The following is a 12,743-nucleotide window of genomic DNA, read 5'->3' as shown; positions in this document are numbered from 1 at the left end:
TCCGGGTTAGCCAAAAAGCAGGCAGGTCGTGATGGATATTGTATTTATAGAGCAACTTTCAGTAATCACCACTATCGGTGTTTATGACTGGGAACAAACTATCGAACAAAAACTGGTGTTCGATATCGAAATGGCATGGGATAACCGTAAATCTGCCAAAAGTGATGATGTCGCTGATTGCCTGAGCTATGCTGATATTGCTCAAACAGTTGTTAATCATGTGGAAGGTGGGCGTTTTGCGCTGGTAGAACGTGTGGCGGAAGAGGTGGCGGATCTCCTGCTCAGCCGCTTTAATTCTCCATGGGTGCGCATAAAGCTGAGCAAACCTGGTGCGGTGGCCCGTGCGGCAAACGTCGGGGTTATCATCGAACGTAGCAATAATCTGAAAGAAAATAATTAACTTAATAATATCTAAACCAAACAGGTATAAAAGAGTCCTGACGTCGGCTCTTTTTTGCCGTGCTTTTTCTCTTTCGTTAGGGGTTTATTGATGAGTGATATGCACTCGCTGCTGGTAGCGGCAATTTTGGGTGTGGTCGAAGGGCTGACGGAGTTCCTCCCCGTTTCCAGTACCGGCCATATGATAATTGTCGGCCACCTGTTAGGTTTTGAGGGCGATACCGCAAAAACGTTTGAAGTCGTGATCCAACTGGGTTCCATTCTGGCTGTAGTGGTGATGTTCTGGCGACGTCTGTTTGGTTTAATTGGCATTCACTTTGGTAAGACTCCGCATGAAGGCTCTGGTAAGGGGCGACTGACCCTCGGACATATCTTGTTGGGGATGGTTCCTGCTGTGGTTCTGGGTCTGGTCTTCCACGACACCATCAAGTCACTGTTTAACCCGATCAACGTGATGTATGCGCTGGTGGTGGGGGGCGTGCTGCTGATTGTCGCAGAGTGTCTCAAACCAAAAGAACCGCGTGCGCCGGGTCTGGATGATATGACTTACCGCCAGGCGTTTATGATTGGCTGTTTCCAGTGTTTGGCGTTGTGGCCCGGCTTTTCCCGTTCCGGAGCGACTATCTCTGGCGGTATGCTGATGGGGGTGAGCCGTTATGCAGCATCTGAATTTTCATTCCTGCTGGCGGTACCGATGATGATGGGCGCGACGGCGCTGGATCTCTACAAAAGTTGGTCGTTCCTGACCGCATCAGATATTCCGATGTTTGCTGTTGGCTTCGTGACGGCATTTGTTGTGGCGTTGGTGGCGATCAAAACCTTCCTGCAACTGATTAAACGGATCTCGTTTATTCCGTTTGCGATTTATCGTTTTGTGGTCGCCGCCGCCGTTTACGTGGTGTTCTTCTGATGACTTTCCGTGGTGCCGGATGGCGGCGTTCCGCCTTATCCGGCCTACGGGTTATATCCGTTTCGAACCTGTAGGCCGGATAAGCGCAGCGCATTCGGCAATGCATTTCCTACGCTTTTGGGCAACGCTGTTCCTTCCAACTGGCCACTGCTGCAATGCGACGTCGGGTCAGTTCCTCGCGAATTGCCGGACCTTTAAAACCTGCCTCGACAACCTCTTTTGTGGGTACCGCTTGTGCAACCTGCCAGGCCTCGCGCAGCAATCTGCCCTGCGGATAATCTGTTGCTTCAAAACCAGTTCGACCACGTACGTCGGCCTCGCTGGTCAGGGCGATTTGTTCCACACGTTGCGGTTTACGCCAGGCGTCAATGGAATCAAACAGCTTCACGATGGTTTTGGGCTGCAGGATCGGGAAGGTATGAATCAGATCGTGAAATTCGGCTACCAGTTTGGCTAAGTCGCGGATGTCATTGGGCACACGCATGCGTTGGCACAGTTGCTCTACCAACTTAACGCCTGCCGGGCCGTGACCATGGTGGCGCGGCCAGAGTGCTTTGGGTGTCAATCCTTTACCGAGATCGTGACACAGCGTGGCGAAACGCACGTCGACCTCCGGGCTTAACATGGCCGCCATCGACAGCGTCATTAGTGTGTGAATGCCGGTGTCGATTTCCGGATGCCATTGTGCGGGGGCTGGAACGCCAAACAGGGCATCTACTTCCGGGAACAGCACGCGCAGGGCATCGCAATCGCGCAGGACCTGGAAAAATACCTGCGGATTGCGGGTGGTTAAGGCGCTTTCTGTCTCTTTCCACACACGTTCTGGCGTCAGGTGTTCCAGCTCTCCAGCGGCGGCCATGTTGCGCATCAGCATCATGGTTTCATCAGCAACACGAAAGCCAAGGTGTGCATAGCGGGCAGCAAAACGCGCCACGCGCAGGACGCGCAGCGGATCTTCACTAAAAGCAGGGGATACATGGCGCAACAAACGATTTTCCAGATCGCCACGGCCGTTATACGGATCGATAATCTCTCCGTCGTCGTCACGGGCTAACGCGTTGATCGTCAGGTCGCGGCGCTGAAGATCGGCTTCCAGCGAAACGTCCGGCGCGGCATAACAGGTGAACCCGGTGTAACCTGAGCCCGATTTTCGTTCGGTGCGTGCCAGCGCATACTCTTCCCGGGTGCGTGGGTGGAGAAACACGGGGAAATCGCGACCTACCTGCTGATAGCCCGCGTCAAGCATCTCCTGCGGCGTGGCGCCGACAACGACCCAATCTTTATCTTTAATCGGTAGCCCTAATAACGCATCCCGAACAGCACCACCGACCAGATAAATCTTCACACCACGTTCCTTTTGAAAAACAGTATTCCTTAATCATATGTCAGTGTGAGGGAGAAGGCGATTCAGTTCATCCAGCGATCTTTGCGCTTCCGGCTCGGGATCATGTGTGGCAGAACCAGACCGAGAAGCAGGCCGAGTCCGAGCACGCCGCCACCATACATGAACCACTGCATGATGATGGTGCGCTGTTTGTCATCAAGCTGAAGGTTAGCGGCGCTGACTTTCTTTTGCGCCACAATAAGCTCGTTCTTCAGCTTCTGGTTTTCTTCCTTCAACCCGTCGATCACGCTGTCGCTTTGCGCTACTTTTTGCTGCATATCGGCGGTGCGTTGATTCCAGGTGGTATCGATATTATTGAGCTTATCGGTCAGTGTCTTAACCTGGTTTTCAAGGTCGGGTACGCGGGTACGCAGGCTTGGCGTACTGTTCAGTTCTTTAAGTGGGATCCACGCGGTACGTCCAGTGCTGTCTTTCACCTGGGCGTAGTTGGTGTTGGCGTCAGTCTGTAAAAGCGTGACTTCCTCGCCGGCGTTAACCGTGCCCACGAGGCGATAATTATCTCCCGGACCGCTGCGGACCCAAGTGTTCAGTTCATCAGAGACATAGCGCTTCTCTTCGGCATGAGAGACTGCAGTGGCGCTAAGTGCGAGTAAAGTTAATCCAATCAGGCGTAATTTTGGCATCAGGCTGTCGTTATTGTCATAGAAAGTGGAACGATAGTAGTGGCATCAGTGTCTCTACGCAAAGCATTCGACATCAATCGGAATCATCTGTGTCCTTTTTGCCACCACTCGAAACTTTTACGCCCGTCAAATTGCACGTTGCATGGCAATTTGGCGCAAAATACTATCTACTGACAATAAAGAATGCACTTAGTTCGCAGTCTGTTTTCTCAACTGTGACATAACCCATAAGTACAAGACCATGGCCCAGGAAATCGAATTAAAGTTTATCGTCAATAGTGATGCTGTAGATGCACTACGTGAACGTCTGAATACATTGGGGGGAGAGCATCACGCCCCCAGCCAGTTGCTGAATATTTACTACGAGACCCCGGATGCCTGGTTGCGAGGCCATGATATGGGGCTGCGTATTCGCGGGGAGAATGGTCGTTATGAAATGACCATGAAAATTGCCGGACGGGTAACGGGCGGTCTGCATCAGCGACCAGAATATAATGTCGCCTTGAGCGCGCCGGAACTGGATCTCACCCAGTTTCCTGCTGAGGTTTGGCCCAATGGTGAACTGCCAGCCGATCTTGCCTCTCAGGTGCAACCGTTGTTCAGCACCGACTTTTACCGCGAGAAATGGTTGGTTGATGTCGACGGCAGCCGGATTGAAATCGCTCTCGATCTGGGGGAGGTGAAGGCCGGCGAGTTTGCAGAACCCCTCTGCGAGCTTGAACTTGAGTTGTTGAGCGGCGATACCCGTGCGGTACTGAAGCTGGCAAGTCAGTTGGTGTCGCAAACCGGTTTACGCCAGGGCAGTCTGAGTAAAGCGGCGCGCGGTTATCATCTGGCGCAGGGGAACGCGCCGCGTGAACTCAAACCGACGCGCATTTTGACCGTTCCGGCGAAGGCGAGCATTGAACAGGGGCTGGAAGCGGCGCTGGAGCTGGCATTATCACAGTGGCAGTATCATGAAGAGCTGTGGGTGCGCGGCGTCAAAGGCGCGAAAGCCGAGGTGCTGGCGGCAATGGGCCTGGTGCGTCACATTCTGATGCTGTTTGGCGGTCATGTTCCGCGTAAAGCGAGCGCTCACTTACGTGATTTGCTTACTCAGTCGGAAGCGACAATTGCTGCGGATGTTTCTGCCGTTTCGGCGGTTTATAGTACGCAAACGGCAATGGCTAAACTGGCACTGACCGAATGGCTGGTGACCAAAGGATGGCAGCCGTTCCTTGATGCAAAAGCACAGGCTAAAATTACCGACTCCTTTAAGCGTTTTTCTGACACCCATCTTTCACGCCATGCCGCTGAACTGAAAACGGCTTTTGCTCAACCGCTGGGCGATCAGTACACCGATCAACTCCCTCGTCTGACGCGAAATATTGATAGCATTCTGATGCTGGCGGGTTACTACGATGAGAATGTCGCATCAGAATGGATTGCCAACTGGCAGGGGCTGCGTCATGCCATCGAAACCCGCCAACATATTGAAATTGAACACTTCCGCAACGAAGCGATCTCTCAGGAACCGTTCTGGCTACACAGCGGTAAACGATAACCAGGATCGAGGCCGGGATGCCTGATGGCGCTGCGCTTATCAGGCCTACGCGATGGGTGTAAGTGTCATGTAGGCCGGATAAAGCGAAACGCCGCCATCCGGCACCATTCAAAGGATAACCCGTAGATGAAGCAGCTCTCTTCACCGTTACAGCAGTACTGGCCGACCGTTGTTGAGCGGCTGCCAGCAGCAATATCTGAGTCCTCACTTAGTGTGCAGGCGAAGTCAGTGCTTACATTCAGTGATTTTGTTCGCGACAGTGTGATTGCCCATCCTGAATGGCTGGTGGAGCTGGAAAGCGCCGCGCCACAGGCTGATGAATGGCAACACTATGTCACCTGGTTACAGCAAGCGTTGAACGACGTCAGTGATGAAGCGACGTTGATGCGTGAACTTCGCCTGTTCCGCCGTCGCATCATGGTGCGCATTGCCTGGGCGCAGACGCTGTCGCTGGTGGCTGAAGAGAGTATTTTGCAACAGCTAAGTCACCTGGCGGAGACGCTGATCATTGCCGCACGTGATTGGCTGTATGACGCCTGTTGCCGTGAGTGGGGAACGCCCTGTAATCAGGATGGCACCCCACAACCGCTGCTGATTTTAGGGATGGGAAAACTCGGTGGCGGCGAGCTGAATTTTTCTTCCGATATTGATCTGATTTTCGCCTGGCCGGAACATGGTTCTACGCAGGGTGGGCGGCGTGAACTGGATAACGCGCAGTTCTTTACCCGTATGGGGCAGCGACTCATCAAGGTGTTGGATCAGCCAACCATGGACGGGTTTGTTTATCGGGTAGACATGCGCTTACGTCCGTTTGGCGACAGCGGTCCGTTGGTGCTGAGCTTCTCCGCGCTGGAGGATTATTATCAGGAGCAAGGGCGCGACTGGGAACGCTATGCAATGGTGAAAGCACGTATCATGGGCGATGCCGACGGTACTTATGTCAGCGAGCTTCGCGCCATGCTACGACCGTTTGTCTTCCGTCGCTACATCGATTTCAGTGTGATCCAGTCCCTGCGTAATATGAAAGGAATGATTGCCCGTGAAGTTCGCCGTCGTGGCCTGAAGGACAACATTAAGCTCGGCGCGGGCGGTATTCGTGAAATTGAATTTATCGTTCAGGTATTCCAGCTGATCCGCGGCGGGCGTGAGCCTTCTCTGCAATCCCGTTCGCTTTTACCCACACTAAGCGCCATCAATGCGCTGCATTTGCTGTCTGATACCGATGCGGAACAACTACGGACGGCCTATCTCTATTTACGCCGCCTGGAAAATCTGCTGCAGAGTATCAATGACGAACAGACCCAAACGCTGCCGGGCGATGAGCTGAACCGGGCAAGACTGGCGTGGGGGATGCGTGTCGATGACTGGCAGCAACTGACTGATGTGCTGGCGGCGCACATGAGTAATGTGCGCCGGGTGTTTAATGAGTTAATTGGTGATGACGACAGTGAAACTCAGGAAGAGTCGCTGTCGGAACAGTGGCGCGAGCTGTGGCAGGATGCGTTGCAGGAAGATGATACTACGCCAGTGCTGATGCATCTGGCGGATGATGATCGCCGCCGTGTGCTGACACTGATCGCTGATTTCCGTAAAGAGCTGGATAAGCGCACGATAGGCCCGCGGGGGCGTCAGGTGCTGGATCATTTGATGCCGCATCTGCTGAGCGATGTCTGTTCCCGCGATGATGCCTCCGTGCCGTTGTCGCGTATTACTCCGCTGCTGGTGGGCATTGTCACCCGCACGACTTATCTGGAACTGCTGAGCGAATTCCCAGGGGCGCTTAAACACCTGATTTCGCTGTGCGCTGCCTCACCCATGGTGGCCAGCCAACTGGCACGCTATCCGCTGTTGCTCGATGAACTGCTGGACCCCAACACGTTGTACCAACCCACGGCGACTGACGCCTATCGCGATGAGCTGCGTCAGTATTTGCTGCGGGTACCGGAAGATGACGAAGAGCAGCAGCTGGAAGCCCTGCGTCAGTTTAAGCAAACGCAGTTGCTGCGTATTGCGGCGGCTGATATCGCCGGGACGCTGCCAGTCATGAAGGTAAGCGATCACCTGACCTGGCTGGCGGAAGCCATTATTGATGCCGTAGTTCAGCAGGCGTGGACGCAAATGGTCGCCCGCTACGGGCAGCCAACGCATCTTGGCGATCGTGAAGGCCGCGGTTTTGCCGTTGTTGGCTACGGCAAACTGGGCGGTTGGGAGCTGGGCTATAGCTCCGATCTCGATTTGATCTTCCTGCATGATTGCCCGATGGATGTGATGACTGACGGCGAACGTGAGATTGACGGGCGGCAGTTCTATCTGCGCCTGTCGCAGCGCATTATGCATCTTTTCAGTACCCGCACCTCATCTGGCATTTTGTATGAAGTGGATGCACGGCTGCGTCCGTCCGGTGCGGCGGGAATGTTGGTGACCTCAACAGACGCTTTTGCTGACTACCAACGTAATGAAGCCTGGACGTGGGAGCATCAGGCGCTGGTGCGGGCTCGTGTAGTGTACGGCGACCCACAACTAACCTCTCAGTTTGATGTGGTGCGGCGCGATATCATGACCCTCGCCCGTGATGGAAAAACATTACAGACAGACGTGCGCGAAATGCGTGAGAAAATGCGTGCCCATCTGGGCAATAAACATCGCGATCGTTTTGATATTAAAGCAGATGAAGGCGGTATCACCGACATTGAGTTTATTACGCAATATCTGGTGCTGCGCTATGCCCACGAAAAACCCAAGCTGACGCGCTGGTCGGATAACGTGCGCATTCTGGAATTACTGGCACAAAACGACATTATGGACGAACAGGAAGCGCTGGCGCTTACCCGCGCTTACACGACGCTGCGCGATGAACTTCACCATCTTGCCCTACAGGAACTTCCGGGCCATGTCGCGCCGGAGAGCTTCAGTGCTGAACGTACGCTGGTGCGTGACAGCTGGCAGAAGTGGCTGGTTGCCGAGTGAAGTGTGCTATTATCGCGCGCAAATTTTAAGACCCTCAGAGAATCTCTCAGGAGACAGGAATGAAAGTAACGCTGCCAGAGTTTGAACGTGCAGGAGTCATGGTTGTCGGTGATGTGATGCTGGATCGCTACTGGTACGGCCCTACCAGCCGTATCTCCCCGGAAGCGCCGGTCCCGGTGGTAAAAGTGGATACCATTGAAGAACGTCCCGGTGGCGCAGCAAACGTGGCGATGAACATTGCCTCTCTGGGAGCGAATTCGCGTCTGGTGGGCCTGACCGGCATTGACGATGCGGCGCGTGCACTCAGTAAAACGCTGGCGGACGTAAACGTAAAATGTGACTTCGTTTCCGTGCCGACGCATCCGACGATAACCAAGCTGCGCGTGCTTTCCCGCAACCAGCAGTTGATTCGCCTGGACTTCGAGGAAGGCTTTGAAGGTGTGGATCCGCAGCCACTGCATGAGCGTATCAATCAGGCGCTGGGATCTATCGGCGCGCTGGTGCTGTCGGACTACGCCAAAGGTGCGCTGGCAAGCGTTCAGCAAATGATTGCACTGGCACGTAAAGCAGGGGTTCCGGTACTTATCGATCCGAAAGGGACCGATTTTGAACGCTACCGCGGCGCAACGCTGCTGACGCCGAACCTGTCTGAGTTTGAAGCGGTCGCGGGTAAGTGCAAGAGCGAAGATGAGCTGGTTGAACGCGGTATGAAGGTGATTGCGGATTTCGGCCTTTCTGCACTGTTAATCACGCGCTCCGAACAGGGCATGACGCTGCTGCAACCGGGCAAAGCGCCATTGCACATGCCGACCCAGGCGCAGGAAGTGTATGACGTGACCGGTGCGGGCGATACGGTTATCGGCGTACTGGCAGCGACGCTTGCCGCGGGTAATTCGCTGGAAGAGGCGTGCTATTTTGCTAACGCGGCAGCAGGTGTTGTTGTCGGTAAGCTGGGGACCTCTACGGTTTCACCGATCGAGCTGGAAAATGCCGTGCGTGGTCGCGCTGATACCGGCTTTGGCGTGATGAGTGAAGATGAGCTGAAGCAGGCTGTCGCCAGCGCCCGCAAACGTGGTGAGAAAGTGGTGATGACCAACGGTGTCTTTGACATCCTGCATGCGGGGCATGTCTCCTATCTGGCAAATGCGCGCAAGCTGGGTGACCGTCTGATCGTCGCGGTTAACAGCGATGCGTCCACCAAACGTCTGAAAGGCGAAACTCGCCCGGTCAATCCGCTTGAACAGCGTATGATCGTGCTGGGGGCGCTGGAGTCTGTCGACTGGGTCGTCTCTTTTGAAGAGGATACGCCGCAGCGTCTGATTGCCGGTGTTCTGCCGGATCTGCTGGTCAAAGGCGGCGATTACAAGCCGGACGAGATTGCCGGCAGCAAAGAGGTGTGGGCCAACGGCGGAGAAGTGTTGGTACTCAACTTCGAAGATGGTTGTTCGACGACCAATATCATCAAAAAGATCCAGAAAGACAGCGATAAATAACAATTACCGGAAACGCGTCGAACCTTCCGTTTAGCGCGCTTTCCTTGCTTGACGATGCTGTTTTCTCGCCCCGGAGTACCGGAAGAAAGATGAGAGGAGGAGAGGTATTCCTCCTCTGATAGACCTCATCTGACTCTCTCACAGATTTCGTAGAAAAGTGTGAAGCAGAGCCCTCATTTTGCGCACATAATGTACAGAACAGCTTCGCGTATAGGGAAATACTGAAATCAGAAAAAGCATATGGCCTTAACAGATATTCAATAACTGGAGGGTATGCTCATGAACAGCAATATGTATTCACTGAACAATTTCGATTTCCTGGCCCGGAGTTTTGCCAGAATGCAGGCTGAGGGCCGACCCGTTGATATCCAGGCTGTCACTGGAAATATGGATGAGGAACATCGCAGCTGGTTTTGCAAACGCTATGCACTTTACTGCCAGCAGGCAACAGAGGCGAAAAAATTAGAACTGGAACACTAACATATTAACGGGCCTTACGGCCCGTTGTCGTTTTTATACTTGTGGATCGACTGGCGGGATTGCGGGCGCAGGCTTAACTTCAGCCGTTTTCTCACGCGCTTCAAGCTCCGTCAGGCGTTGCTCAAGCAACGCCAGTTTTTCACGGGTACGCAGTAAAACCTGGGTTTGTACGTCAAACTCTTCGCGGCTTACCAGATCCAGACGTGTCAGCTGCGACTGCAGCGTTTGGCGAATTTTCTTCTCGACGTCTTCGCCAAACTCCCGGATCCCTTTCGGCATCGACTCGTGAACCTGACGAGCAATCTGCTCAATTTTTTTCGGGTCAATCATTATGGTTTCCCTGAACTGGTACGTGTTGCTGCCTATTGTAGTGCGAACTGCCCCAGGCATAAACCAGAATTGTGTGAAGCTAAGTCGAGTAAAGGCGTTGATGAAGGTAATCAATAGCGTTATAGTTAACCCACTTATTCTCAGGGCGGGGCGAAATTCCCCACCGGCGGTAAATCAACGAATGTTGAAAGCCCGCGAGCGCTTTTTGTTACGGCAAAAAGGTCAGCAGATCCGGTGTAATTCCGGGGCCGACGGTTAGAGTCCGGATGGGAGAGAGTAACGATCCAGTCGGGCATGGACCCGCTCACGTTATTTTTTTGCCGCTTTGACGGCACTCCTAAGACTGCCCTGATTCTGGTAACCATAAATTTAGTGAGGTTTTTTTACCATGAATCAGACGCTACTTTCCTCTTTTGGTACGCCTTTCGAACGTGTTGAACATGCGCTTGCTGCGCTGCGTGAAGGACGCGGTGTGATGGTGCTTGACGATGAAGACCGTGAAAACGAAGGTGATATGATTTTCCCGGCAGAAACCATGACTGTTGAACAGATGGCGCTGACCATCCGTCACGGTAGCGGTATTGTTTGCCTGTGCATCACTGAAGACCGACGCAAACAGCTCGATCTGCCGATGATGGTAGAAAATAACACCAGCGCTTACGGTACGGGTTTTACCGTGACCATTGAAGCTGCAGAAGGTGTGACTACCGGTGTTTCCGCAGCAGACCGTGTCACGACCGTTCGCGCGGCGATTAAAGATGGCGCTAAACCTTCCGATCTGAATCGTCCGGGTCACGTTTTCCCGCTGCGTGCTCAGGCTGGTGGCGTGTTAACTCGCGGTGGCCACACTGAAGCAACCATCGATCTGGTGACGCTGGCTGGTTTTAAACCGGCTGGTGTACTGTGCGAATTGACTAATGATGATGGCACCATGGCGCGCGCGCCGGAGTGCATTGCATTTGCCGGCAAGCACAATATGGCTGTAGTCACTATCGAAGATTTAGTGGCTTATCGTCAGGCGCACGAGCGCAAAGCCAGCTAATAGCGTATTCCCACGCTTGTTGTGGTAGAAAAAAACCGAAGTCAGTTTTCTGTCTTCGGTTTTTTGTTGTTATGGCCGGAAAATTTAGCTTTAGTTAGATGGGATGCTCGGTACTACGTATCAACACGAAATAATAGTTTTTAATATATTTTTCTTATGCTGATGCGTTGTCATAATTAAATGGTATAACCCGTGAATGTTTAAATAAATATCACGTTCCGTGAGAAAATTATTAATTATCAGTGGGTAACATTTTTATTATTATGTGAATGACAATGAGGAACGTTGTTCTGGATAATGAGTTTTTATTTGGCCGTATGAATCTGATGATATTGTTTCCTTTTTAATGCAGGTTTTTTGATTAGCTTTATCCGTTACGTTATATGATCGAAATCATATATTTGTTTTCATGTTATGCCACTATAGAGGTAGGTCAGAATATAGTTATGTAAAATTTTAACGTTAAATGTTTAATGATGTTAAATTTTAAGGGTAAAAGAATGTTTATTGCCTGGTATTGGATTGTATTAATTGCACTCGTTGCTATCGGTTATTATTGCCATATGAAACGTTATTGCAGAGCGTTCCGGCAAGACAGAGATGCATTACTTGAGGCGCGCAACAAACTGTTTCGCCATACGGGCGAAGGTGGTACCACCGTCAAGGACCACGAATAGCAGCCCTGCCACCATGAATGAGGCGGATGTTCTGAGTCACAGAGCAGCATCCGCCATCGGCTTCACCCGATGCCCATAGATTGCAGGATAACCAGGCTGAGGCCCATTACCGACATTCCACACAGTACCCCATAGCTGGGATTATTATTGGGGTCGATTTCTTTTGCCAGCGGCATCAGTTCATCAACGGATAATGCGACCATAATTCCGGCGACCGCGGCCATAATTGCCGCCATTACCACGGGCGAAATCAAACTGCCCAGAATTAACCATGCCAGTACCCCACCTAATATTTCCGCCATTCCTGAGATCCCTGCCCAGAATATAGCGGTACGTTTGGAACCTGTGGCAGCATAAACGGGCCCGGCAACGGCTAAACCTTCAGGTATATTATGTAATGCAACGGCCAGTGCGATACCAAAACCCAACTCCAGGTTGCTGCTGGCAGTAACAAAAGTCGCGATCCCTTCCGGAAAGTTGTGCAGGCTGATACCCAGCGTTAATAAAATCGCAGTACGCTTAATGGAACCGGGTAACGGCTGTGTGGTTTTTTGGACTAAATCCTGAGGGTGAGCGTGCGGCAGCAAACGATCCAGGCCAAAGTAGCCCAACAAACCAACGATAAACATCCCGTAACCCAGCACCGGCGACATTCCCTCTGCTGCCAGTGCGGCTGGCAACATTTCCATCAGGGAAATCAGCAGCATGATACCTGCGGCAAAACCCAGAGAAAACGCGAGAACGCGGTTAGAGGGTTTTTGTCCCAGCACGCCAAGAAATGCACCGATAAATGTGGCGGCGCCTGCCAGTAAGGTCAGAAGTAAAGGTACTGACATCGACAAATAAAACTCCTTATCAATCTGCTGTTCGGGGC

At 52.6% G+C, this 12,743-nt stretch carries 12 protein-coding genes and 1 riboswitch; of the genes, 8 read left to right on the top strand and 4 right to left on the bottom strand.

From position 1 onward, the window contains the following. The first annotated feature begins 31 nt into the window (after positions 1–31). On the top strand, positions 32–400 hold the full coding sequence (folB, locus tag NNO02_RS04715; protein WP_137382544.1) for a bifunctional dihydroneopterin aldolase/7,8-dihydroneopterin epimerase: 369 nt from the start codon (positions 32–34) through the stop codon (positions 398–400). Between the two features lie 90 nt (positions 401–490). Next, a complete protein-coding gene (gene bacA / locus NNO02_RS04710; RefSeq protein WP_271441560.1) occupies positions 491–1,309 on the top strand; it encodes an undecaprenyl-diphosphate phosphatase in 819 nt (272 codons plus the stop codon). A 109-nt stretch (positions 1,310–1,418) separates the two neighbouring features. On the opposite strand, the gene NNO02_RS04705 is transcribed toward bacA, so the two are convergent. Both NNO02_RS04705 and NNO02_RS04700 read right to left on the bottom strand, forming a co-directional pair. After that, positions 1,419–2,654: a multifunctional CCA addition/repair protein gene (locus NNO02_RS04705; RefSeq protein ID WP_271441561.1), complete on the bottom strand. Its 1,236-nt coding sequence runs from the start codon at positions 2,652–2,654 to the stop codon at positions 1,419–1,421. Positions 2,655–2,716: 62 nt separating this feature from the next. Then, positions 2,717–3,337, bottom strand: a complete 621-nt coding sequence (locus tag NNO02_RS04700; RefSeq protein WP_137382547.1) for a TIGR04211 family SH3 domain-containing protein — start codon at positions 3,335–3,337, stop codon at positions 2,717–2,719. A 241-nt stretch (positions 3,338–3,578) separates the two neighbouring features. Here NNO02_RS04700 and NNO02_RS04695 point away from each other — a divergent pair, with 241 nt between their 5' ends. The 4 genes from NNO02_RS04695 (at position 3,579) to glgS (ending at position 9,820) form a co-directional block, all read left to right on the top strand. Then, the gene (locus NNO02_RS04695; RefSeq protein ID WP_271454305.1) at positions 3,579–4,880 is read left to right on the top strand and encodes a CYTH domain-containing protein; all 1,302 of its coding nucleotides are present in this window, start codon (positions 3,579–3,581) and stop codon (positions 4,878–4,880) included. Between the two features lie 126 nt (positions 4,881–5,006). Beyond that, complete coding sequence (gene glnE, locus NNO02_RS04690) at positions 5,007–7,847, top strand: bifunctional [glutamate--ammonia ligase]-adenylyl-L-tyrosine phosphorylase/[glutamate--ammonia-ligase] adenylyltransferase (protein WP_271454304.1); 2,841 nt, start codon at positions 5,007–5,009, stop codon at positions 7,845–7,847. A gap of 59 nt (positions 7,848–7,906) precedes the next feature. After that, on the top strand, positions 7,907–9,340 hold the full coding sequence (gene hldE / locus NNO02_RS04685; RefSeq protein WP_137382550.1) for a bifunctional D-glycero-beta-D-manno-heptose-7-phosphate kinase/D-glycero-beta-D-manno-heptose 1-phosphate adenylyltransferase HldE: 1,434 nt from the start codon (positions 7,907–7,909) through the stop codon (positions 9,338–9,340). Between the two features lie 273 nt (positions 9,341–9,613). Next, positions 9,614–9,820 carry a cell surface composition regulator GlgS gene (glgS, locus tag NNO02_RS04680; protein WP_137382553.1) on the top strand — a complete coding sequence of 69 codons (207 nt, stop codon included), beginning with the start codon at positions 9,614–9,616 and terminating at the stop codon, positions 9,818–9,820. A gap of 33 nt (positions 9,821–9,853) precedes the next feature. Here the strand turns inward: glgS and ubiK are convergent, their stop codons facing one another. Further along, positions 9,854–10,150, bottom strand: a complete 297-nt coding sequence (gene ubiK / locus NNO02_RS04675) for a ubiquinone biosynthesis accessory factor UbiK (protein WP_202037734.1) — start codon at positions 10,148–10,150, stop codon at positions 9,854–9,856. 132 nt (positions 10,151–10,282) lie between these two features. Further along, positions 10,283–10,432: riboswitch (FMN riboswitch) on the top strand. Positions 10,433–10,538: 106 nt separating this feature from the next. On the opposite strand from ubiK, the gene ribB reads away from it, so the two are divergent. Beyond that, on the top strand, positions 10,539–11,192 hold the full coding sequence (ribB, locus tag NNO02_RS04670) for a 3,4-dihydroxy-2-butanone-4-phosphate synthase (RefSeq protein ID WP_137382554.1): 654 nt from the start codon (positions 10,539–10,541) through the stop codon (positions 11,190–11,192). 500 nt (positions 11,193–11,692) lie between these two features. Then, positions 11,693–11,869 (top strand): hypothetical protein, encoded by a 177-nt coding sequence (locus tag NNO02_RS04665; RefSeq protein WP_271442242.1) that lies wholly within the window; start codon positions 11,693–11,695, stop codon positions 11,867–11,869. Positions 11,870–11,931: 62 nt separating this feature from the next. Here the strand turns inward: NNO02_RS04665 and zupT are convergent, their stop codons facing one another. Then, entirely contained in the window at positions 11,932–12,705 is a 774-nt protein-coding gene (gene zupT / locus NNO02_RS04660) for a zinc transporter ZupT (protein ID WP_003024600.1), read from the bottom strand. Between the last annotated feature and the right edge of the window lie 38 nt (positions 12,706–12,743).

The sequence above is a fragment of the Citrobacter sp. Awk 2 genome (assembly GCF_028069815.1).
Taxonomy (GTDB): Bacteria; Pseudomonadota; Gammaproteobacteria; order Enterobacterales; family Enterobacteriaceae; genus Citrobacter.
Note: the sequence above shows the minus strand (reverse complement) of the source record. Positions and strands in the feature narration are given on the sequence as shown.

What these genes read in the sequence shown, in the direction of transcription:
- folB (WP_137382544.1), top strand. Translation starts at nt 32, where the DNA reads ATGGATATTGTATTTATAGAGCAACTTTCAGTAATCACCACTATCGGT.
- bacA (WP_271441560.1), top strand. Translation starts at nt 491, where the DNA reads ATGAGTGATATGCACTCGCTGCTGGTAGCGGCAATTTTGGGTGTGGTC.
- NNO02_RS04700 (WP_137382547.1), bottom strand. Translation starts at nt 3,337, where the DNA reads ATGCCAAAATTACGCCTGATTGGATTAACTTTACTCGCACTTAGCGCC.
- NNO02_RS04695 (WP_271454305.1), top strand. Translation starts at nt 3,579, where the DNA reads ATGGCCCAGGAAATCGAATTAAAGTTTATCGTCAATAGTGATGCTGTA.
- glnE (WP_271454304.1), top strand. Translation starts at nt 5,007, where the DNA reads ATGAAGCAGCTCTCTTCACCGTTACAGCAGTACTGGCCGACCGTTGTT.
- hldE (WP_137382550.1), top strand. Translation starts at nt 7,907, where the DNA reads ATGAAAGTAACGCTGCCAGAGTTTGAACGTGCAGGAGTCATGGTTGTC.
- glgS (WP_137382553.1), top strand. Translation starts at nt 9,614, where the DNA reads ATGCTCATGAACAGCAATATGTATTCACTGAACAATTTCGATTTCCTG.
- ubiK (WP_202037734.1), bottom strand. Translation starts at nt 10,150, where the DNA reads ATGATTGACCCGAAAAAAATTGAGCAGATTGCTCGTCAGGTTCACGAG.
- ribB (WP_137382554.1), top strand. Translation starts at nt 10,539, where the DNA reads ATGAATCAGACGCTACTTTCCTCTTTTGGTACGCCTTTCGAACGTGTT.
- NNO02_RS04665 (WP_271442242.1), top strand. Translation starts at nt 11,693, where the DNA reads ATGTTTATTGCCTGGTATTGGATTGTATTAATTGCACTCGTTGCTATC.
- zupT (WP_003024600.1), bottom strand. Translation starts at nt 12,705, where the DNA reads ATGTCAGTACCTTTACTTCTGACCTTACTGGCAGGCGCCGCCACATTT.